We start from the raw sequence: 22,996 nt of genomic DNA, 5'->3' as shown, positions 1-22,996 counted from the left end.
TCGTTTGGGCCGTTTATACAGGCCTGCCACTTCAGGGGTCTCCATGGAAAGAATCGCCTTAAAACCGCTCCTCCTCGCCGCGGGTCTACTGGCTTTTATGCCAATGGCCCACGCCGCCAGCACCCTGGTCTATTGCTCCGAAGCCAGCCCTGCCGGTTTCGACCCCAGCCAGTACACCAGCGGCACCGACTTCGATGCCTCGGCCGAAACCGTGTTCAACCGCCTGACCCAGTTCAAGCGCGGCGGCACCGAAGTCGAACCTGGCCTGGCGACGAGCTGGGACATCTCCCAAGACGGCCTCACCTACACCTTCCACCTGCGCGATGGCGTCAAGTTCCACACCACCGATTTCTTCACCCCTACCCGCGACTTCAACGCGGATGATGTGCTGTTTACCTTCAATCGCCTGCTGGATGCGCAAAGCCCGTTTCGCCAGGCCTACCCTTCCGAGTCGCCGTACTTCACCGACATGGGCTTGAACACCACGATCAAGCGCGTCGACAAACTCGACGAACACACCGTGCGCTTCAACCTGAACAACGTCGATGCGTCGTTTGTGCAGAACCTGGCCATGAGCTTCGCCTCGGTGCAGTCCGCCGAATACGCCGCGCAACTGCTCAAGCAAGGCAAGGCCGAAGAGATCAACCAGAAACCGGTAGGCACCGGGCCGTTTGTGTTCAAGCGCTACCAGAAGGATTCGCAGATCCGCTACGTGGCCAATAAACAGTATTGGAAACCCGAAGATGTGAAGCTCGACAACCTGGTGTTCGCCATCACGCCAGATGCGGCGTCGCGCCTGCAAAAGCTCAAGGCCGGCGAATGCCAGGTCAGCGGCTACCCGCGCCCTGCGGATATCGAGGTGATGAAACAGGACCCGAACCTGCGTGTACTGCAACAAGCCGGTTTCAACCTGGGTTTCCTGGCCTACAACGTGACCCATCCGCCGTTGGACCAGCTCAAGGTGCGCCAGGCGCTGGACATGGCGATCGACAAGCCGGCAATCATCAAGGCCGTGTACCAGAGCGCCGGACAATTGGCGCAAAACGCATTGCCGCCTGCGCAGTGGTCTTATGACCCTAGCATTAAGGACGCGCCCTACGACCCGACAAAGGCCAAAGCGCTACTAAAAGAAGCAGGGGTTGCACCCGGCACTACCATTAACCTGTGGGCCATGACCGTGCAACGCGCCTCCAACCCGAACGCGCGGATGTCGGCACAGATGATCCAGCAGGATTGGGAAAAGATTGGCATCAAGGCCAATATCGTCAGCTATGAATGGGGCGAGTACATCAAGCGGGCCAAAAACGGTGAGCATGACGCCATGATTTATGGTTGGACCGGCGACAATGGTGACCCGGATAACTGGCTCGGCGTGCTCTACAGTTGTGCTGCGGTCAAGGGCAGCAACTACGCCAAATGGTGTAACCCGGCCTACGACAAGCTGGTGCAGCAAGCCAAGGTCAGCAATGACCGCGAGCAGCGCATCAAGTGGTATCAACAGGCTCAGAAAATCCTTAAGGAACAAGTACCTATAACGCCTATTGCGAACTCGACGGTTTTCCAGCCGCTGCGTAAGGAAGTGAAAGACTTCAAGATCAGCCCCTTTGGGCTGACACCGTTCTACGGCGTGAGTCTAGATAAGTAACAGCAACGCCCCAACCGAGTGCGCTAGACGCCTCGGTTGGTCATTTTTGGTGCGCCTTCTGCACCGAAAAAACCCTCGAAATATGCGCAAATATGTACAAACTTTCATAATTGCGACATTCCTGTACGTTCGTACCACTGTTTCACCCTCGCAACGGTTCAGCATCTTGCAATGGGTATGGCGCCTGCATAAGTATCCGCAGGCCGACTCACGAGGTCGCCCTCACCACCAAAAATGACAACAAATCATGAGGCCAACATGCTTAAACACGCAGTCATTCCGTTAATTGTTAGCGCTGGCCTTATGGCCGCAGCTCCTTTCGCCCAAGCGGCGACTAACCTGGTGTTCTGCTCCGAAGGGAGCCCGGCCGGTTTCGACCCAGGCCAGTACACCACCGGAACAGACTTCGATGCCTCGGCCGAAACCATGTTCAACCGCCTGACCCAGTTCGAACGCGGCGGCACCGCTGTGATTCCTGGGCTGGCCACCAGCTGGGACGTGTCCCCGGATGGCTTGACCTACACCTTCCACCTGCGTGATGGCGTCAAGTTCCACACCACCTCGTACTTCAAGCCGACCCGTACCTTCAATGCCGATGACGTGCTGTTCACGTTCAACCGCATGATCAACAAAGACGATCCGTTCCGCAAAGCCTACCCCACCGAGTTCCCGTACTTCACGGACATGGGGATGGACACCAACATCAAGAACATCGAAAAAGTCGACGAACACACCGTCAAGTTCACCCTTGGTACCGTGGACGCCGCTTTCATCCAGAACCTGGCGATGAGCTTCGCGTCGATCCAGTCGGCTGAATACGCCGCCCAACTGCTCAAGGAAGGCAAGCCTGCCGACATCAACCAGAAGCCGATCGGCACTGGCCCGTTCGTGTTCAAGAGCTACCAGAAAGACTCGAACATCCGTTACACCGGCAACAAGGACTACTGGAAACCTGACGACGTGAAGATCGACAACCTGATCTTCGCCATCACCACCGACCCGTCGGTGCGTATCCAGAAGCTGAAGAAAAACGAATGCCAGATCACCCTGTTCCCACGTCCAGCCGACCTCAAGGCGCTGGGCGATGACAAGGACCTGAAACTGCCGCACCAAGCCGGTTTCAACCTGGGCTACATCGCCTACAACGTCATGGACAAGATCAAGGGCAGCGACCAGCCAAACCCACTGGCTGACCTGCGCGTACGCCAGGCGCTGGACATGTCGGTGAACAAGCAGCAAATCATCGACTCCGTCTACCAGGGCGCCGGCCAACTGGCCGTCAACGCCATGCCACCGACCCAATGGTCGTATGACACCACCATCAAGGACGCCAAGTACGACCCTGAGAAAGCCAAGTCGCTGCTCAAGGAAGCCGGCGTCAAGGAAGGGACCGAAATCGTTCTGTGGGCCATGCCGGTTCAGCGTCCGTACAACCCGAACGCCAAGCTGATGGCTGAAATGCTGCAGAACGACTGGAAGAAGATCGGTCTCAACGTGAAGATCACCAGCTACGAGTGGGGCGAGTACATCAAACGCTCCAAAGGTGGCGAGAACCAGGCCATGATCATTGGCTGGAGCGGTGACAATGGTGACCCGGACAACTGGCTGAACGTGCTGTTCGGCTGTGATTCGCTGTCTGGTAACAACTTCTCCAAATGGTGCGACAAGAAATTCGACGGCATCGTAAAAGAAGCCAAGGCTACGTCGGACGTCGCCAAACGCACCGAGCTGTATAAGCAGGCGCAACACATCCTCAAAGATGCTGTCCCGATGACACCTATCGCGCACTCGACGGTGTATCAACCCATGCGTTCCACCGTGCAGGACTTCAAGATCAGCCCGTTTGGCTTGAACTCCTTCTACGGCGTGAGCGTCAGCGGCAAGTAAGGATCATTGACGGCGACGTTTCCTAACGTCGCCGTTATTGCATCCGCCTGGACCGTAGGAAACAGACCACGCCCGTAATCGTTGCGTCCTACAGCAATGAACTGCGAAGCGCGACGCCGTTGCCTACAAGGTCAATCCGATTTGGCGCATTTACTGCGAAGTCCGAGACCCATAACGTCGTAGGACAGCAGAGGCTGCTAACACGGAAAGGCACTTGCTGCGTGTGGGATCAGTGATGTTCCCCTGGCCGTACGCCAGGGGGGTTGCTCGCTGATGACAATTACAAACAAGGATCGGGATCGTCATGCGCCATACCACCGTTCTATCCGCAATTTTTGGCACCAGCCTGTTGGCTGCGGCCACGATGGGCTATGCCGCCGACAAAAAGAGCCTGGTGTTCTGCTCGGAAGGCAGCCCGGCAGGCTTTGACACCGCGCAATACACCACCGCCACCGATAACGATGCGGCCGAACCGCTGTACAACCGCCTGGTTGAGTTTGAAAAGGGCGAGACCGGTGTCGTACCTGCGCTGGCAACCAAGTGGGATATTTCGCCAGATGGCCTGACCTACACCTTTCACCTGCGCGAAGGGGTGAAATTCCACAGCAACAAGGAATTCAAGCCAACGCGGGATTTCAACGCCGACGACGTGCTGTTCACCTTCAACCGCATGCTTGACGCCGACCATCCGTTTCGCAAGGCCTACCCCACCGAGTTTCCGTACTTCAACGGGATGAGCCTGAACAAGAACATTGCCAAGGTCGAGAAAACCGACCCGCACACCGTGGTGATGACCCTGAACACGGTCGACGCCGCGTTTATCCAGAACATCGCCATGAGCTTCGCCGCGATCCTCTCGGCCGAATACGCCGAGCAGTTGCTCAAGGATGGCAAACCGAGTGATATCAACCAGAAGCCGATCGGCACTGGCCCCTTCGTGTTCCAGCGCTATCAGAAAGATTCACAGATCCGCTATGTGGCCAACAAACAGTACTGGGACCCGAGCAAGGTCAAACTGGACCAACTGATCTTCGCCATCAACACCGACGCTTCGGTGCGAGTGCAAAAGCTCAAGGCCGGCGAATGCCAGGTGACCCTGCATCCGCGCCCGGCTGACGTCGATGCCCTCAAGGCCGACCCGAACCTGCAACTGCTGACCAAGCCCGGCTTCAACTTGGGCTACATCGCCTACAACGTGCGCCACAAGCCCTTCGACCAGCTCGAAGTGCGCCAGGCGCTGGACATGGCGGTGAACAAGCAGAGCATCCTGAACGCCGTGTACCAGGGCGCGGGGCAATTGGCGGTCAACGCCATGCCACCGACGCAGTGGTCCTACGACGACAGCATCAAGGACGCCGCCTACAACCCGGAAAAAGCCAAGGAACTGCTCAAGGCCGCCGGCGTGAAAGAAGGCACCGAAATCACCCTGTGGGCGATGCCGGTACAACGTCCGTACAACCCCAACGCCAAGCTGATGGCCGAGATGCTGCAAAGCGACTGGGCCAAGATCGGCCTCAAGGTCAAGATCGTCAGCTACGAGTGGGGCGAGTACATCAAGCGCACCAAGAACGGTGAGCACGATGTAAGCCTGATCGGCTGGACCGGTGACAACGGTGACCCGGACAACTGGCTGGGCACCCTCTACAGCTGTGACGCCATTGGCGGGAACAACTACTCCATGTGGTGTGACCCGGCGTACGACAAGCTGATCAAGCAAGCCAAGGTCGTGACCGACCGCGAACAAAGGACTGTTCTCTACAAACAGGCGCAGCAACTGCTCAAGCAGCAGGTGCCGATCACGCCAGTCGCCCACTCGACGGTCAACCAGCCGTTAAGCGCCAAAGTCGAAGGTTTCAAGGTCAGCCCCTTCGGCCGCAACGTGTTCTCGGGCGTCAGTATCACCCCATAAGAAAATAACCGGATTGCGCAGGGCGACCCCCGCCTTGCTGCAAACGCGCGGCCTTTTGTTGGGATTTTCCCTACGCCAAACGTTTGCATGAGCTTGAACGAGTTACACACCCAATAGCCGGATCACCAAAAAAGACCGGCATTAAAAAGAGAACCAAAGGAGCTTCATCAATGAAACTGAGCAGCAAAGCGCTTCTGGCCCTGGCCATCAGCAGCATCACGGCCACCGCCTACGCTGAATCCGTCAGCCAGGACTTCGTGCCGACCACACTGGCCGGCACCAGCGCGCAAAGCGAAGCCAAAGGCTTTATCGAAGACTTCAGCCTGGGCGGCACTACCCGCAACTGGTACTCCCACGAAAGCAAATACCGTGGCGGCACCTTCGAGTACAAGAAGCACGGCCAAACCCTGACCGACCGTAACCGTACCAACTGGGTGCAAGGCACCATCATCAACGCCAGCTCGGGTTTTACCCAGGGCACCGTAGGCGTCAAGACGGAACTGGCGGTCTACAACGCACTGGTCCTAGACCGTAGCAAGCGTGATATCAAAGGCGGTTCCAACCGTACCCTGGCGGACTCCGACGGTGATGCAGTCGGCCAATGGAGCAAACTGGGCCTGGCCAACGTGCAGTTCCGTGTGTCGAACACCACGTTGACCGCCGGTCGTCAGAACTTCAGCAGCGGCATCGTCGACACCATCGGCAACCGTGCGCTGCCTTCGAGCTTTGAAGGTGTGAGCTTCAACAGCGAAGAGTTCAGCAACCTGTCGTTCCAGGGCGGCGTGTTTGACCGCGTTTCGCCACGTAGCGAACAGAGCCTGTCGAAATTCCGTAGCGAATACGGCAATGGCGCGGAAACCGACAAGGTGTCCACCCTGGGCCTGAACTACCAGCCGCTGAAAAGCCTGAAAGTCAGCGTCTTCGGCGCCAACGTGAAGGACTTCTGGAACCAGTACTACTTCGGCGCAACCCACGAACTGGGTGATGCACAGCAACTGGCGCTGACCACCGGCTTCAACTACTACAAGACGGTCGATGAAGGCAAAAAAGAGATGGGGGAAATCGACAACGATACCTTCTCCCTGTCCCTGGGCCTGGCCCACCAGGCTCACAGCCTGACCTTCTCCTACCAGCAAGTGAACGGTAACGAGTACTTCGACTACCTGCACGAAACCAACGGCATCTACCTGGCCAACTCCCTGACCTCTGACTTCAACGGTCCGAACGAGAAATCCTTCCAGGTTGCCTACGGCATCAACATGGCCGAATACGGCGTGCCAGGCCTCAAGTTCAACATCTACTCGGCGCGCGGCTGGGACATCGACGGTACTCACTACACCGGCAACAATGGCCGGGCCAAGTTCGCCTACGACGGCATCCAGAAACAAGACGGTGAAAAACACCAGGAATACGGTATCGGTGGCTCTTACGCCATCCAGAGCGGCCCGCTCAAGGCCACTACCGTGCGCGCAACGTATGTTGAGCACCGTGGCAGCGAGTTCCAATCGGACGGCAGCATCAAAGAGTTCCGTCTGGTGACCACTGTTCCGTTCAACATCCTTTAATTAGCGCCAGCTAGACGGCGGGCTCAGGACGAGCTCGCCGTTTACGCTTGTCTGGTCCCATCGATTGCAGAGGGCTCCGAATGAAATTGCTCCCACTACAAGCCGCCATGGCTGCCGCGCTGTTGAGCGTGGCGATCGGCGTTTCGGCCAAACCACTGGTGGTCTGCACCGAAGCCAGCCCGGAAGGTTTTGACCCGGTCCTGTACACCACGGCCGTGACCGCTGACGCCGCCGCCGAGACCATGTTCAACCGCCTGGTGGACTTCAAGCCCGGCACCACCGAAGTGATCCCCGCGCTGGCCAAAGGCCTGCCCGAGATCAGCGCCGATGGCCTGACCTACACCTTCCACCTGCGTGACGACATCAAGTTCCACACCACCGACTACTTCAAACCCACGCGCAACCTGAATGCCGACGACGTACTTTGGAGCTTCCAGCGCCAGCTGGACCCGAACCACCCGTGGCACAACAAGTCCAACGTGGGCTACCCGTACTTTGAAAGCATGGGTTTCAAGGAACTGCTCAAGAGCGTAGAGAAGACCGATGACCACACCGTGGTCTTCACCCTGACCCGCCCTGAAGCACCGTTCCTGGCCGACCTGGCCATGGCGTTTTCCTCGATTCACTCCGCCGAATACGCCGACCAGTTGCTCAAGTCCGGCAAGACCGATGACCTGAACGCCAAGCCCATCGGCACCGGCCCGTTCATCTTCACCCGCTACCAGAAAGACGCCCAGGTGCGCTTCAAGGCCAACCCGGACTACTTCCGTGGCAAGCCGCCGGCAGACCCGCTGATTCTGGCCATCACCACCGACAACAACGTGCGCCTGCAAAAGCTCAAGGCTAACGAATGCCAGATCGCGCTGTATCCGAAACCGGATGACGTGCCGAGCATGAAGGCCGACCCGAACCTGAAGGTGGCGGAACTGGCAGCCATGACCACCGCCTATACCGCCCTGAACACCACCCACAAGTACATGAGCGACGCGCGGGTGCGTCACGCGATCAACATCGCGTTCGACAAGAAAGGCTACAACGAATCCCTGTACGGCAAAGGCAACGCGATCGACGCCACCGGGCCTTACCCGCCAACCCTGCTGGGCTTCAGTGACAAGCTGAAGAACCCGCCCCGTGACCTGGACAAGGCCCGTGCCCTGCTCAAGGAAGCCGGCGTACCGGAAGGCACCGAGTTCACCCTGTTCACCCGCAACGGCGGCGGCCCGACCAACCCCAACCCGATGCTCGGCGCCCAGAGAATGCAGGCGGACCTGGCGCAAATCGGCCTGAAAGTGAACATCAAAGTCATGGAATGGGGCGAAATGCTCAAGCGCGCCAAGAATGGCGAACATGACATGGTCTCCGCCGGCTGGGCGGGGGATAACGGGGACCCGGATAACTTCCTCACCCCTAACTTGAGTTGCGATGCGGCGAAAAACGGCGAAAACTACGCCCGCTGGTGTAACAAGGAGTTTCAAGACTTGATCGACAAGGCGCGCGCCATCGCTGAACCCACCCAGCGCGCTGCACTCTATGAACAAGCAATGGACGTTTTCGACAAGGACCAACCGTGGATTCCCATGGCTTACCCGAAAATGTTCACCGCCATGCGTAAAAACGTCGAGGGTTATACCCAAAGCCCTCTGACTACAAATAACTTCGCCACCACCCAGGTGAAGTAAATAAGAAAAACGCTCGGCACCGTCGACACTGACGGTGCCGAACCTGCCTAACCGGCTGATTGAGGTACACGACAAGATGTTTAGCTTTATTGCCCGCCGACTGGGGTTACTGATCCCCACGTTTTTCGGCATAACGTTGCTCACGTTTGCGTTGATTCGCATGATCCCTGGCGACCCCGTCGAAGTCATGATGGGCGAGCGGCGCGTCGACCCCGAGATGCACGCACAGGCAATGGAACGCCTTGGCCTTAACAAGCCGCTGTATGCGCAATACCTGGATTACGTCGGCAAACTTGCCCAGGGCGACCTTGGCGAATCACTGCGTACCCGCACCAGCGTGTGGACTGAATTCACCGCCCTCTTCCCCGCGACCCTGGAACTGTCCATGGCCGCCCTGTTGTTCGCCGGTATCCTGGGCCTGTTGGCCGGGGTGATCGCGGCACTCAAGCGAGGATCCCTGTTCGACCATGGGGTGATGGGCATCTCCCTGGCGGGATATTCGATGCCGATCTTCTGGTGGGGCCTGATCCTGATCATGTTCTTCTCGGTCAGCCTGGGTTGGACCCCGGTTTCCGGGCGGATCGACCTGCTCTACGACATCGAGCCACGCACCGGCTTCATGCTGATCGACACCCTGTTGGCTGACGAGCCGGACGCCTTCTTCGACGCCCTGCACCACCTGATCCTGCCGGCCATCGTGCTGGGCACCATCCCGCTGGCGGTGATCGCGCGAATGACCCGTTCGTCGATGCTCGAAGTACTGCGCGAAGACTACATCCGCACCGCCAAGGCCAAGGGCCTGTCGCCGGCGCGTGTGGTGTTCGTGCACGGCCTGCGTAACGCGCTGATTCCGGTATTGACCGTGGTTGGCCTGCAAGTCGGCACCCTGCTGGCCGGCGCGGTTTTGACCGAAACCATCTTCTCCTGGCCCGGCATCGGCAAATGGCTGATCGAAGCCATTGGCGCGCGGGACTACCCGGTGGTGCAGAACGGCATCCTGCTGATCGCCTGCCTGGTGATCCTGGTGAACTTCGTGGTGGATATCCTCTACGGCTTCGCCAACCCACGCATCCGTCACCAGCGCTGAGATCATGACCATGACCACACCTACTCAAGTGTCAGCAGTCGATCAAAGCCTGCTGTACCCGTCCCCGTACAAAGAATTCTGGCAAGCCTTCTCCAAGAACAAAGGCGCGGTTGCCGGCCTACTGTTCATGTTGCTGATCGTGTTCTGCGCGATCTTTGCCCCGTGGGTTGCACCGCATAACCCAAGCGAGCAGTACCGCGACTTCCTGCTGACCCCGCCGGCCTGGCTGGAGGGTGGGCAGATGCAATTCCTGCTCGGCACCGACGAACTGGGCCGTGACTTGCTGTCGCGCCTGATCCAGGGCTCGCGCCTGTCGTTGCTGATCGGTTTGTCGTCGGTGGTGATGTCGCTGATTCCGGGGATCCTGCTGGGTCTGTTCGCCGGGTTCTTCCCGCGCCTGCTCGGTCCGACCATCATGCGCCTGATGGACATCATGCTGGCCCTGCCGTCGCTGCTGCTGGCTGTCGCCATTGTCGCGATCCTCGGCCCTGGCCTGATCAACACCGTGATTGCCATCGCCATCGTATCGCTGCCGTCCTACGTCCGTCTCACCCGCGCTGCGGTGATGGGCGAACTGAACCGTGACTACGTGACCGCCGCCCGCCTCGCCGGCGCCGGCCTGCCACGCCTGATGTTCATCACCGTGCTGCCCAACTGCATGGCGCCGCTGATCGTACAGGCCACCTTGAGCTTCTCCTCGGCGATCCTCGATGCCGCGGCCCTGGGCTTCCTCGGCCTTGGCGTACAACCGCCAACCCCGGAGTGGGGCACCATGCTGGCCTCGGCCCGTGACTACATCGAACGCGCCTGGTGGGTGGTGAGCCTGCCTGGTTTGACCATTTTGCTCAGCGTGCTGGCAATCAACTTGATGGGCGACGGCCTGCGCGATGCGCTGGACCCGAAACTCAAGAACGCCGCCTGAGGAGATTCCCATGTCACTGTTAGAAATCAAGAATCTCAACGTGCGCTTCGGCGACAAGACCGCCGTTCCGGTGGTCGATGGCCTCGACATTTCGGTCGACAAAGGCGAAGTACTGGCGATCGTTGGCGAGTCGGGTTCGGGTAAATCCGTGACCATGATGGCGCTGATGGGCCTGATCGAGCATCCCGGCATCGTCACCGCCGACGCGCTGAACTTCGACGGCAAGGACATGCTCAAGCTGAGCAACCGCCAGCGCCGCCAGATCGTCGGCAAAGACCTGGCGATGGTGTTCCAGGACCCGATGACCGCGCTGAACCCCAGCTACACCGTGGGTTTCCAGATTGAAGAAGTGCTGCGCCTGCACCTGAAAATGTCCGGCAAACAAGCGCGCAAGCGTGCCATCGAACTGTTGGAAAAAGTGGAGATCCCAGGCGCTGCCAGCCGTATGGATGCCTACCCGCACCAACTGTCCGGCGGCATGAGCCAGCGTGTGGCAATCGCCATGGCGATTGCCGGCGAGCCGAAACTGCTGATCGCGGACGAACCGACCACGGCGCTGGACGTCACCATCCAGGCGCAGATCATGGAACTGCTGCTGGCGTTGCAGAAAGAACAGAACATGGGCCTGGTGCTGATCACTCACGACCTTGCAGTCGTGGCGGAAACCGCCCAGCGTGTGTGCGTGATGTACGCAGGCCAGGCGGTTGAGGTCGGCCAGGTGCCGCAACTGTTCGACATTCCGGCGCACCCGTACAGCGAAGCGCTGCTCAAGGCGATCCCCGAGCACAGCCTCGGCGCCACGCGTTTGGCGACGCTGCCAGGTATCGTTCCAGGTCGTTATGACCGCCCGCAGGGTTGCCTGCTGTCACCGCGCTGCCCGTATGTGCAGGATTCCTGCCGTGCCCAGCGTCCGGGGCTTGATCCAAAAACCAACAGCCTTGCGCGCTGCTTCTACCCCTTGAACCAGGAGGTGGCGTAATGGCCGTCGTTCTTACCGCCCGCGACCTGACCCGTCACTACGAAGTGTCCCGTGGCCTGTTCAAGGGCCACGCTTTGGTGCGTGCACTCAACGGCGTGTCCTTTGAGCTGGAAGCCGGCAAGACCCTCGCAGTGGTAGGCGAGTCGGGTTGCGGCAAATCCACCTTGGCCCGTGCGCTCACATTGATTGAAGAGCCGTCTTCCGGCTCCTTGAAAATCGCCGGCCAGGAAGTGGCCGGCGCCGACAAGGCCCAGCGCAAGCAACTGCGCAAAGACGTGCAGATGGTGTTCCAGAGCCCGTACGCCTCGCTGAACCCACGCCAGAAAGTCGGTGATCAACTCGGCGAGCCGCTGCTGATCAACACCAACCTGTCCGCCGCCGAGCGCCGCGAGAAAGTGCAGGCGATGATGAAGCAAGTGGGCCTGCGCCCCGAGCACTATCAGCGCTACCCGCACATGTTCTCCGGTGGCCAGCGCCAGCGAATCGCCCTGGCCCGCGCCATGATGCTGCAACCCAAAGTGCTGGTGGCGGATGAACCCACCTCCGCACTGGACGTGTCGATCCAGGCCCAGGTGCTCAACCTGTTCATGGACCTGCAGCAGGAGTTCAACACGGCCTACGTGTTCATCTCCCACAACCTGGCGGTGGTGCAGCACGTCGCCGATGACGTGATGGTGATGTACCTCGGCCGCCCGGTGGAAGTGGGCCCCAAGGAAGACATCTACGCACGCCCGCTGCACCCCTATACCCAGGCGCTGCTGTCGGCCACCCCGACCATCCACCCGGACCCGAACAAGCCGAAGATCAAGATTGTCGGCGAACTGCCCAACCCGATGAACCCGCCGCCTGGCTGCGCCTTCCATAAGCGCTGCCCGTATGCGACCGCGCGGTGCAGCAGCGAAGAGCCGCAGCTGCGTGCGTTGGATAACCGTCAGGTGGCTTGCCACTATGCGGAGCAGTTCGTGGCTTAAGCTCAGTTTCACAGCGTTCCACAGCCCTTCCCGCCAGATTGCGCATCAGTCTGGCCGGAGGGGCTTTTTCGTTTTTGTGGGGCGCAAACAGAGCGTCAGGCAGGGGCGGTCGCAGCGGCTCAACGATCAATTTGTAACAAAAAACACACATTCAAATCCCTTGGTTCTAGGGGGCTTGCGCCTTGAAAACATGAGAAAAACACTATTTTGAAAGTGTATAGATTGTAAATGCAATTTACTTTTATTTGAGAATCAATACCATTCCGGCGCATGGAGAGCGCCTGAAGACACGTTCGCTGCAAGACGGCGACTCAGGCGCATCTCGTTCAACTGCCCCTCCCTAAAGGACTTTGTGGACATGTCGTCTCGATTCAGGCTCAGCCATTTCTCCCTGGCGTTTATCGCTGCCTTCTCCTCGCCTGCCCTGCTGGCGGATACCGTGGAAAGAGAACGCGACAAAGTACCGATCGAAGCGACAGACCTCCCCGTAGACGGCACGCCACAGGCCTTGGAGCTGGAAGTCACCCGCGTACTCGGGACGGCGGCAGAAGAACTCAAACAAGCCCCCGGCGTGTCGATCATCACCGCCGAGGACATCAAGAAGCGCCCGCCCACCAATGACCTGTCGGACATCATCCGTCGCGAGCCGGGCGTCAACCTGACCGGCAACAGTTCCAGCGGCAGCCGTGGCAACAACCGTCAGATCGACCTGCGCGGCATGGGCCCGGAAAACACCCTGATCCTGATCGATGGCAAGCCGTCGACCTCACGCAACGCCGTGCGTTACGGCTGGAGCGGTGACCGCGACACCCGTGGCGAAACCAACTGGGTGCCGGCCGAAGAAGTCGAACGCATCGAAATCCTGCGCGGTCCGGCCGCCGCCCGTTACGGCTCGGGCGCCATGGGCGGGGTGGTCAACATCATCACCAAGCGACCGACCGACCAATTGCACGGCTCGCTGACCGCCTACACCTCATTTCCCGAAGACGACGCCGAAGGCGCGAGCAAGCGCACCAACTTCAACCTCAGCGGCCCGTTGACCGACTCCCTGGCGTTTCGCGTCTACGGCGGCCTGAGCAAGACCGACGCCGACGATTCCGACATCAACCGCACCGAGCAAGCGACGGCCGATTCGCTGGTGGCCGGCCGCGAAGGCGTGCGCAACAAAGACGTCAACGGCTTGTTGAGTTGGCAATTCACCTCGGAGCAAACCCTCGACCTGGAAGCCAGCTACAGCCGCCAGGGCAACATCTTCGCCGGCGACACCATGCTCAACGGCGGTGGCACCTTCGTGGACAGCTTGGTGGGCAAGGAAACCAGTGTGATCCAACGCAGCAGCTTTTCCGCCACTCACCGCGGCGAATTTGACTGGGGTTCCACCCTCGCCTCGTTGACTCACGACCTGACCCGCAACGAGCGTCTCAATGAAGGCTTGGCCGGCTCCGGCGAAGGCGCGCCTTCCGCCACGGCAGGCCGTTTCGAATCGCGCCTGCGCAACACCCGGGCTACGGCAGAGGTCAACCTGCCACTGAGCTTTGGCGCCGAGCAGGTGCTGACGCTGGGCAGTGAATACCTCTATGAGTCGATGAACGATCCGGGCTCGTTGCGCCCGCAAACCTATGACCCGGGCACCGGCGGCGTGCCTGGCATCCCCGGTGTCAGTCGCAACAGCACCAAGACCACCGCGTCGAGCTACGCACTGTTTGCCGAGGACAACATCGAGTTGGGCAGCAAGACCATCGTCACCCCCGGCCTGCGCTTCGACGATCACGAAGAGTTTGGCGGCAACTGGAGCCCCAGCCTCAACGCCTCGCACCAGTTGACCGACGAGTTGAGCCTCAAGGGCGGTATCGCCCGGGCGTACAAGACGCCCAACCTGTACCAGTCGAACCCGAACTACTTGCTGTACAGCCGTGGCAACGGATGCAACGCCAGCGAAGCCAACCTGGGGGGCTGCTACCTGGTGGGTAATCGGGACCTGAAGCCGGAAATCAGCGTCAACAAGGAAATCGGCCTGGCCTACGACAAGGGCACCTGGCGCACCAGCGCGACCTACTTCCGCAATGACTACAAGAACAAGATCAATGCCAGCAACGAGGCGGCGTTCCGCCTGGCCAATGGCCGTCGCGTCCTGCAATGGGAAAACAGCGGGCCGGCTCTGGTGCAGGGGGTCGAGGGCAACCTGTTCGTGAGCCTGCGCAACGATCTGGACTGGAACACCAACCTGACCTACATGATTGATTCCAAGGACAAAGACACCGGCGAGCCGCTGAGCATCATTCCCAAGTACACCGTCAACACCACGCTGGACTGGCAAGCCACCGACAAACTTTCGTTCCAGGTCAGCGGTACCTATTACGGCAAGCAGGAATCTCCGACGCTCAACTCACGCAGCGCCAGCAGCTACGATCGCAGCGCCCAACAGGATGTCGACCCGTACGGGTTGATGGGCTTGAGCAGCGGTTATGAGTTCAACAAAAACCTCAGCGTACGCATCGGTATCAACAACCTGCTGGACAAGCGCCTGTATCGCAAAGGCAATGCCGAGGACGCAGGTGCCCAGACCTACAACGAACCCGGCCGCGCTTACTTCGCCTCGGTCACTACATCGTTCTGATCGAAACACAGCGAGCACATAACTGACTCCGCCCGGCTAACCGGGCGGTTTCGTTTCTGGCTGTGACTACGTCTGGCTGTCGCCTTCAGCGTCCGGATCATCGCTGTCCGGTTCGTCGGTGGTGGAGTCATCGTCGTCCTCACTGCCACCCTGACCCTTGTCGCCAGGCTCCGCCTCGGACTTGGCCAGTTGCAAATCCTGGCTATGCCCCGACGACACAACACCGCTCTTCACCGGGTTATGCGCCCAGGCCGACGACATCCCCAACGACAACAGCACCAGCACCTTTATCAACAGCACTACACGTTGAAAAATACTCATGGTTGATTCCGTCCAGTCAGTAGGTAGATCCCACGCGACAGCCGTTTACCGCTGCCAGCCTTGACGCTAGTCCCAATGCCGGGTTTGCGCCAGACGTCAGGTTTCGCCGTCGTCGTAGGTTTCACTGTCCTCACCCTCGTTGTAGGGGTTTTCCTGGTCTTCCTTCGGCGCGGGCTGGGCTTGGGGTTTCCAACTGCCGGAGTTGACCTCTTGTTGCTTTTTCTTGGTGACCGGGCCGGTGTCTTTCCATTGCGCAGTTCCAGCGCCCGCCAGTGCCGGGATCGTGGACAGCCCCATACCAGCTAACAGCATCCAGCAGATGACGCGTTTGACACTAGGCACAGCGCTTTCCTTTTCAGTCAGTGGATAAATCCTGCCCCCAAAAAACTAGACCCGATACGCCACTCTCGCCACAAAAAAGGGCGAAGCCATAACAGCTTCGCCCTTTTCTTTACCGCTCAGACCTTAATGGTGCTCACGGGTCGCACGGAATTTCACATCCGGCCAGCGCTCTTCCATCAACGCCAGGTTCACCCGCGTCGGCGCCAGGTAAGTCAGATGACCACCGCCGTCGACCGCGAGGTTTTCCACAGCCTTGTTGGAGAACTCTTCCAACTTCTTCTTATCGCTGCAATCGATCCAGCGTGCGGAGTACACGGTGATCGGCTCATACGAGCACTCAACCTTGTATTCCTCTTTCAAGCGGCTGGCGACCACGTCGAACTGCAGCACGCCGACGGCGCCGAGGATGATGTCGTTGCTGCGCTCCGGGAAGAACACTTGGGTGGCCCCCTCTTCCGCCAATTGCTGCAGGCCCTGGCGCAGTTGCTTGGATTTCAGCGGGTCGCGCAGGCGAACGCGACGGAACAGTTCCGGGGCGAAGTGCGGGATACCGGTGAAGCCCAGGGCTTCGCCTTCGGTGAAGGTGTCGCCGATCTGGATGGTGCCATGGTTGTGCAGGCCGATGATGTCGCCGGCGTAGGCTTCTTCGAGCTGTTCACGCTCGGAGGAGAAGAACGTCAAGGCGTCGCCGATGCGTACGTCCTTGCCGGTACGCACGTGGCGCATCTTCATGCCTTTTTCGTATTTGCCGGAGCAGATGCGCATGAAGGCGATACGGTCGCGGTGTTTTGGGTCCATGTTCGCTTGGATCTTGAACACGAAGCCGGTGAATTTCTCTTCGACCGGTTCTACGGTGCGCTCGTTGGCGACACGGGCCAATGGGCGTGGAGCCCAATCCACCACGGCGTCCAGCACATGGTCGACACCGAAGTTGCCCAGGGCCGTACCAAAGAACACCGGGGTCAACTGGCCGTCGAGGAATTCCTGCTGGTTGAACTCATGACAGGCGCCCTGCACCAGTTCCAGCTGATCGACAAAGCGGTCGTACTCGTCACCCAGGTGGGCGCGGGCTTCGTCGGAGTCGAGTTTCTCGATGATCTTGGTTTCGGTGCGCTCATGACCGTGGCCGGCGGTGTAGACAATGATGTAGTCGTCGGCCAGGTGGTACACGCCCTTGAAGTCGCGATAGCAACCGATCGGCCAGGTGATAGGCGCAGCCTTGATCTTCAGGACGGCTTCGATTTCGTCCAACAGTTCGATCGGGTCGCGGATGTCGCGGTCGAGTTTGTTGATGAAGCTGACGATGGGCGTGTCACGCAGACGGCACACGTCCATCAGCGCAATGGTACGTGGCTCGACGCCTTTACCGCCGTCGAGGACCATCAACGCCGAGTCCACCGCGGTCAGGGTGCGGTAGGTGTCTTCGGAGAAGTCTTCGTGGCCCGGGGTATCAAGCAGGTTGACCATGTGGTCGCGATACGGGAACTGCATGACCGACGTGGTAATGGAGATACCCCGTTGTTTTTCCATTTCCATCCAGTCGGAGGTGGCATGGCGGTCGGATTTGCGGGATTTCACCGTGCCGGCCACCGCGATTGCCTTGCCCATCAGCAAGAGCTTCTCGGTGATGGTGGTTTTACCGGCATCGGGGTGGGAAATAATGGCGAAAGTGCGGCGTTTCGCGACTTCGGCGGCCTGGTGGGTCATGGGAAATCGCCTGGCAGGTGAGTCAAAAAAGGGCGGCGAGTATAGCGCAAACCCCAGGGGCCGGACCACCGTTCACCCGATTGGGGGTGGCTAATTGCTGCCAAGTGTGGAACCTTTTAAAAGGTAGAGACGTCCACTCCCCTGCTGCCGCACTCGGAACAGGGGCTGATAAATCAGCAAGTTAGCCTGACGAGGCTGCGCTCATGGCTCGATCGCATACCGCGTTGCCGGTATCGGCGAGCTGCTTTTCGCGAACTCATTCGCCGACAGCCAGGAATGGCATTGCCGCTCGGAAATGTGTTCGCCGACAAAAGAAAAAAGGAGTCCGCCTGTGGCTATTCGCTATGGCAAAGGGCTGATAGGAGGAGCGGTTGTCGTCGCCCTCTTGGCCCTGCTGGTCCACTGGATCGGCATCAACACGATCGAACTGTACCGCGACGATTTGTTGTTTTACCTGCAAGCTCATCTGATCCTCGTTCTTGTCTCCATGCTGGCCGCCCTCATTGTGGGCATCCCCGCCGGTATCCTGCTCAGCCGACCGCACATGGTCGGGCGCGCAGAACGCTTCATGCAAATCTTCAACATCGGCAACACCGTCCCTCCCCTGGCCGTACTGGCCATCGCCCTCGGCGTCCTCGGCATTGGCAGTGGCCCGGCGATCTTCGCGCTGTTCCTCGCCTCGTTGCTGCCCATTGTGCGCAACACCTACGAAGGCCTCAAAAACGTTCAAGGCTCACTGAAAGAAGCCGCCACCGGCATCGGCATGACGCCGCGCCAGGTGCTGTTTCGCGTGGAATTGCCCAACGCCGTACCGATCATCATCGGCGGTGTGCGCGTGGCCCTGGCGATCAACGTGGGGACCGCCCCGCTGGCTTTCCTGATCGGCGCCAACAGCCTGGGCAGCCTGATCTTCCCCGGCATCGCCCTGAACAATCAGCCGCAATTGCTGCTTGGCGCCGCGTGCACCGCGTTGCTGGCATTGCTGCTCGACGGTCTGGTGACCATGGCCAGCCGCCTCTGGCTGGAACGCGGGTTGCGTCCGTCTTAAGGCTTGGCAAAGGAAATCACATGAAAAGACTGACCCTGATATTGAGCTGCGTTCTGCTGCTTGCAGGTATTGCGCAAGCTGCCGAAAAACCGGTGATCCGCATCGGCGCCCGGGTGTTCACCGAACAGACCCTGCTGGCCGAAATCACGTCCCAGTACCTGCGCACCAAGGGCTATGACGCCCGTGTGACCGGCGGCCTGGGCAGCAACCTGGCGCGCAGTGCCCAGGAAAGCGGGCAACTGGATCTCATCTGGGAATACACCGGCGTGTCGCTGGTGGCCTACAACCATGTCGACGAAAAGCTCGACAGCGAACAGTCCTACGCACGGGTAAAAGAACTCGACGCGAAAAAAGGCCTGGTCTGGCTCTCGCCCTCGCGTTTCAGCAACACCTACGCCCTGGCGCTGCCCGAGAATGTGGCCAAGGAGTTCCCGCAGATCACCAGCATCAGCGACCTTACCCAAGCGCTGGCAGAGAAAACCAAAGGCACGCGCCTGGTGGCCCTGGACACCGAGTTCGCCAACCGTTCCGACGGCATGGGCGGCATGGTCAAGCTGTATGACATGAACCTCACGCGCAAAAACACCCGGCAGATGGACGCCGGCCTGGTCTACACCGCTCTGCGTAATGGCCAGGTGTTTGCCGGTCTGGTCTACACCACCGACGGTCGCCTGAACGCCTTCAAACTGAAGCTGCTGGAAGACGACAAGCATTACTTCCCGGACTACACCGCCGCCCCCGTGGTGCGTCAGGTGTATCTCGACGCTCACCCGGAACTGGCCGCTGACCTCAAGCCATTGGCCGATCTGTTCGACGACGAAACCATGCGCCAGTTGAACGCGCGGGTCGACGTCGACCATGAAAGCCCCTCCGCGGTTGCCGCCGACTTCCTGCGCCAACATCCGATCAATTAATAAGAGGAGAAGACATGGAATTCCTGAACGCCTTTTCCCATCTTGATTGGGCCCAAGTCCTACAACTGACCGGGCAGCACATCACCCTGGTCGGTATCGCCGTGATCCTCGCGATCCTGATCGGTGTGCCCCTGGGCATCCTGATGACGCGCTTCCCGACGCTTGCCGGTCCGCTGCAAGCGAGCGCCACGGTGCTGCTGACCGTGCCGTCCATCGCCCTGTTCGGCCTGCTGTTGCCGTTCTACTCCAAGTTCGGCCAGGGCCTGGGGCCAATGCCGGCGATCACCGCCGTGTTCCTCTACTCCCTGCTGCCGATCATGCGTAACACCTACCTTGCCCTCACCGGCGTGGAACCGGGTATTCGCGAAGCCGCACGCGGCATCGGCATGACCTTCGGCCAGCGCCTGCGCATGGTCGAGTTACCCATCGCCGTGCCGGTTATCCTCGCCGGTGTGCGCACCGCCGTGGTGATGAATATCGGTGTCATGACCATCGCCGCCACCATCGGTGCCGGTGGCCTGGGTGTACTTATTCTGGCTTCCATCAGCCGCAGCGACATGTCGATGCTGATCGTTGGCGCCGTGCTGGTCAGTCTCCTGGCCATCTTCGCCGACCTGCTCTTGCAATGGCTGCAACGCTCGCTGACTCCAAAAGGATTGCTCAAATGATCGAACTTCAAAACCTGTCCAAGACCTTCCAAAGCAACGGCAAGACTGTCACCGCCGTGAACGATGTAAGCCTGACCGTCAATGAAGGCGAGATTTGCGTGTTCCTCGGCCCATCCGGTTGCGGCAAAAGCACCACGCTGAAGATGATCAACCGCCTGATCAAGCCCACTTCGGGCAAGATCCTGATCAATGGCGAAGACACCACCGACCTCGACGAAGTGACCCTGCGTCGCAACATCGGCTACGTGATCCAGCAGATCGGCCTGTTCCCCAACATGACCATCGAGGAAAACATCGTGGTGGTGCCCAAGCTGCTTGGCTGGGACAAACAGAAATGCCATGACCGCGCCCGCGAGTTGATGAGCATGATCAAGCTGGAGCCCAAGCAGTACCTGCATCGCTACCCGCGTGAGCTGTCCGGTGGCCAGCAACAGCGTATCGGCGTGATCCGTGCACTGGCGGCCGATGCGCCGTTGCTGCTGATGGACGAACCGTTCGGCGCGGTCGACCCGATCAACCGCGAGATGATCCAGAACGAATTCTTCGAGATGCAGCGCGCGCTGAACAAGACCGTGATCATGGTCAGCCATGACATCGACGAGGCGATCAAGCTGGGCGACAAGATCGCGATTTTCCGCGCTGGCAAGCTGTTGCAGATCGACCATCCGGACACGCTGCTGGCGCACCCGGCCGACGAATTCGTCAGCAATTTCGTGGGCCAGGACAGCACCCTCAAGCGCCTGCTGCTGGTGAAAGCCGAAGACGCGGCAGACAACGCCCCGTCGGTGAGCCCGGAGACCCCGGTGGCCGATGCCCTGGAACTGATGGACGAAACCGACCGCCGCTACGTGGTGGTCACCTGTTCCGAGAACAAGGCGCTGGGGTATGTACGACGTCGCGACCTGCACCGTCAGACCGGCACCTGCGGCCAGTATCTGCGCCAGTTCAACGCCACGGCGGCGTACGACGAGCATTTGCGCATCCTGCTGTCGCGCATGTACGAGTTCAACCGCTCGTGGTTGCCGGTGATGGATGCGGAGCGGGTGTTCCTCGGGGAAGTGACGCAGGAGTCGATTGCCGAGTACCTGAGCTCTGGTAAGTCGCGTGGGGGCAAGACCAGCATCGTCTCCCCTGCCGAGACGGCGCTCGCATGACCTGACGCGCTCCGTTCAACATGTGGGAGCGGGCTTGCTCGCTCCCACATTGGATCTTCACAGTGCCTGAAACACCTCAAATTGCCCCCTCCGGGGAACATCATTCCGTCACACCTGTCGGTTACATAAGTAGCTGCACGTGGCTCCGCGACGAACGCGTGCAAAAACGCGACATTTTTAGTTGATCTATGGCCCCTCACGTCCTAAAGTTCGCGCCGAACGTCCATGCTGGAAACGATCCATCCGGCTCAAGTACTGACGACGAGACAGCAAGGCCAAGGGAAGCGGTTATTCTCATGGCCTTTTTGCTTTCGGCGACATGCCTTGGGAAGTAGGCGAACCAAAGTGGGGATACGGAGGACGTTCATTTGCACCCATTGATCAATACAGTTTGCCCTTAGGAGTTCCCAGCATGTCGATCAACGTCGAAGATTATTTCGCGCGCGCCACTTTTGACAAAATGAAGGCGTTCGCCGACAAGCAAGAAACCCCGTTCGTGGTGATCGACACCGCGATGATCAGCCAGGCCTACGATGACCTGCGCGCCGGTTTCGAATTCGCCAAAGTCTATTACGCGGTCAAGGCCAACCCGGCTGTCGAGATCATTGACCTGCTCAAAGAAAAGGGTTCGAGCTTCGACATCGCCTCGATCTACGAGCTGGACAAAGTGATGGACCGTGGCGTCAGCGCCGACCGTATCAGCTACGGCAACACCATCAAGAAATCCAAGGACATCCGCTACTTCTACGAGAAGGGCGTGCGCCTGTTCTCCACCGACTCCGAAGCCGACCTGCGCAACATCGCCAAGGCCGCGCCAGGCTCGAAAGTGTATGTACGTATTCTCACCGAGGGCTCGACCACGGCTGACTGGCCTTTGTCGCGCAAATTCGGCTGCCAGACCGACATGGCCATGGACCTGCTGATCCTCGCCCGTGACCTGGGCCTGGTGCCGTACGGCATCTCGTTCCACGTGGGTTCGCAACAGCGTGACATCAGCGTGTGGGACGCAGCGATCGCCAAGGTCAAAGTGATCTTCGAGCGCCTGAAGGAAGAAGACGGCATCCACCTCAAGCTGATCAACATGGGTGGCGGCTTCCCGGCCAACTACATCACCCGCACCAACAGTCTGGAAACCTACGCTGAAGAAATCATCCGCTTCCTCAAGGAAGATTTCGGCGACGACCTGCCGGAAATCATCCTGGAGCCGGGCCGTTCGTTGATTGCCAACGCCGGTATCCTGGTCAGCGAAGTGGTGCTGGTGGCGCGTAAATCCCGTACCGCCGTCGAGCGTTGGGTGTACACGGATGTGGGCAAGTTCTCCGGCCTGATCGAAACCATGGACGAAGCCATCAAGTTCCCGATCTGGACCGAGAAGAAAGGCGAGATGGAAGAAGTGGTCATCGCCGGCCCGACCTGCGACAGCGCCGACATCATGTACGAGAACTACAAGTACGGCCTGCCGCTGAACCTGGCGATTGGTGATCGTCTGTACTGGTTGTCGACCGGTGCCTACACCACCAGTTACAGCGCGGTTGAGTTCAATGGCTTTCCGCCACTGAAATCCTTCTACGTCTGATCATC

The 22,996-nt window shown here is 59.5% G+C and carries 18 protein-coding genes; 15 read left to right on the top strand and 3 right to left on the bottom strand.

The window, feature by feature from the left end; translation table 11 throughout:
- The first annotated feature begins 43 nt into the window (after window positions 1-43).
- The 10 genes from U367_RS0123575 to U367_RS0123530 all read left to right on the top strand — a co-directional run bounded on the left by U367_RS0123575 (window position 44) and on the right by U367_RS0123530 (window position 15,261).
- On the top strand, window positions 44-1,645 hold the full coding sequence (locus U367_RS0123575; protein WP_028618827.1) for an ABC transporter substrate-binding protein: 1,602 nt from the start codon (window positions 44-46) through the stop codon (window positions 1,643-1,645).
- A 258-nt stretch (window positions 1,646-1,903) separates the two neighbouring features.
- Window positions 1,904-3,532, top strand: a complete 1,629-nt coding sequence (locus U367_RS0123570) for an ABC transporter substrate-binding protein (protein ID WP_028618826.1) — start codon at window positions 1,904-1,906, stop codon at window positions 3,530-3,532.
- A gap of 304 nt (window positions 3,533-3,836) precedes the next feature.
- Window positions 3,837-5,441 carry an ABC transporter substrate-binding protein gene (locus U367_RS0123565; protein ID WP_028618825.1) on the top strand — a complete coding sequence of 535 codons (1,605 nt, stop codon included), beginning with the start codon at window positions 3,837-3,839 and terminating at the stop codon, window positions 5,439-5,441.
- 170 nt (window positions 5,442-5,611) lie between these two features.
- Window positions 5,612-7,006: an OprD family outer membrane porin gene (locus U367_RS0123560; RefSeq protein WP_028618824.1), complete on the top strand. Its 1,395-nt coding sequence runs from the start codon at window positions 5,612-5,614 to the stop codon at window positions 7,004-7,006.
- Between the two features lie 80 nt (window positions 7,007-7,086).
- Window positions 7,087-8,685 carry an ABC transporter substrate-binding protein gene (locus U367_RS0123555; protein WP_028618823.1) on the top strand — a complete coding sequence of 533 codons (1,599 nt, stop codon included), beginning with the start codon at window positions 7,087-7,089 and terminating at the stop codon, window positions 8,683-8,685.
- A gap of 76 nt (window positions 8,686-8,761) precedes the next feature.
- Window positions 8,762-9,772 (top strand): ABC transporter permease subunit, encoded by a 1,011-nt coding sequence (locus tag U367_RS0123550; protein ID WP_017739471.1) that lies wholly within the window; start codon window positions 8,762-8,764, stop codon window positions 9,770-9,772.
- 10 nt (window positions 9,773-9,782) lie between these two features.
- A complete protein-coding gene (locus U367_RS0123545; RefSeq protein ID WP_003188486.1) occupies window positions 9,783-10,694 on the top strand; it encodes an ABC transporter permease subunit in 912 nt (303 codons plus the stop codon).
- Between the two features lie 10 nt (window positions 10,695-10,704).
- Entirely contained in the window at window positions 10,705-11,673 is a 969-nt protein-coding gene (locus U367_RS0123540; RefSeq protein ID WP_028618822.1) for an ABC transporter ATP-binding protein, read from the top strand.
- Window positions 11,673-12,644 (top strand): peptide ABC transporter ATP-binding protein, encoded by a 972-nt coding sequence (locus tag U367_RS0123535; RefSeq protein WP_028618821.1) that lies wholly within the window; start codon window positions 11,673-11,675, stop codon window positions 12,642-12,644. The genes U367_RS0123540 and U367_RS0123535 overlap by 1 nt, the downstream gene beginning before the upstream one ends.
- 358 nt (window positions 12,645-13,002) lie before the next feature.
- Window positions 13,003-15,261: a TonB-dependent siderophore receptor gene (locus U367_RS0123530; protein ID WP_028618820.1), complete on the top strand. Its 2,259-nt coding sequence runs from the start codon at window positions 13,003-13,005 to the stop codon at window positions 15,259-15,261.
- Window positions 15,262-15,327: 66 nt separating this feature from the next.
- Here the strand turns inward: U367_RS0123530 and U367_RS0123525 are convergent, their stop codons facing one another.
- The 3 genes from U367_RS0123525 to U367_RS0123515 form a co-directional block, all read right to left on the bottom strand.
- Complete coding sequence (locus tag U367_RS0123525; protein WP_028618819.1) at window positions 15,328-15,582, bottom strand: hypothetical protein; 255 nt, start codon at window positions 15,580-15,582, stop codon at window positions 15,328-15,330.
- 96 nt (window positions 15,583-15,678) lie between these two features.
- Window positions 15,679-15,924 (bottom strand): hypothetical protein, encoded by a 246-nt coding sequence (locus tag U367_RS0123520; protein ID WP_028618818.1) that lies wholly within the window; start codon window positions 15,922-15,924, stop codon window positions 15,679-15,681.
- Window positions 15,925-16,047: 123 nt separating this feature from the next.
- The gene (locus tag U367_RS0123515) at window positions 16,048-17,631 is read right to left on the bottom strand and encodes a peptide chain release factor 3 (protein ID WP_010213196.1); all 1,584 of its coding nucleotides are present in this window, start codon (window positions 17,629-17,631) and stop codon (window positions 16,048-16,050) included.
- 331 nt (window positions 17,632-17,962) lie between these two features.
- Here U367_RS0123515 and U367_RS0123510 point away from each other — a divergent pair, with 331 nt between their 5' ends.
- The 5 genes from U367_RS0123510 (at window position 17,963) to U367_RS0123490 (ending at window position 22,991) form a co-directional block, all read left to right on the top strand.
- Window positions 17,963-18,679 carry an ABC transporter permease gene (locus U367_RS0123510; RefSeq protein ID WP_028618817.1) on the top strand — a complete coding sequence of 239 codons (717 nt, stop codon included), beginning with the start codon at window positions 17,963-17,965 and terminating at the stop codon, window positions 18,677-18,679.
- A gap of 20 nt (window positions 18,680-18,699) precedes the next feature.
- A complete protein-coding gene (locus U367_RS0123505; protein WP_028618816.1) occupies window positions 18,700-19,593 on the top strand; it encodes a glycine betaine ABC transporter substrate-binding protein in 894 nt (297 codons plus the stop codon).
- A 14-nt stretch (window positions 19,594-19,607) separates the two neighbouring features.
- The gene (locus U367_RS0123500; RefSeq protein WP_010213201.1) at window positions 19,608-20,261 is read left to right on the top strand and encodes an ABC transporter permease; all 654 of its coding nucleotides are present in this window, start codon (window positions 19,608-19,610) and stop codon (window positions 20,259-20,261) included.
- Window positions 20,258-21,415 (top strand): osmoprotectant ABC transporter ATP-binding protein OsmV, encoded by a 1,158-nt coding sequence (locus tag U367_RS0123495; RefSeq protein WP_028618815.1) that lies wholly within the window; start codon window positions 20,258-20,260, stop codon window positions 21,413-21,415. The genes U367_RS0123500 and U367_RS0123495 overlap by 4 nt, the downstream gene beginning before the upstream one ends.
- 412 nt (window positions 21,416-21,827) lie before the next feature.
- A complete protein-coding gene (locus tag U367_RS0123490) occupies window positions 21,828-22,991 on the top strand; it encodes a type III PLP-dependent enzyme (RefSeq protein ID WP_010213203.1) in 1,164 nt (387 codons plus the stop codon).
- The last annotated feature ends 5 nt before the right edge of the window (window positions 22,992-22,996 follow it).

The organism is Pseudomonas canadensis (genome assembly GCF_000503215.1).
Classification (GTDB): Bacteria; Pseudomonadota; Gammaproteobacteria; order Pseudomonadales; family Pseudomonadaceae; genus Aquipseudomonas; species Aquipseudomonas canadensis.
The sequence above is the reverse complement of the archived record's forward strand: the minus strand, read 5'-3'. Positions and strand labels throughout refer to the sequence as shown.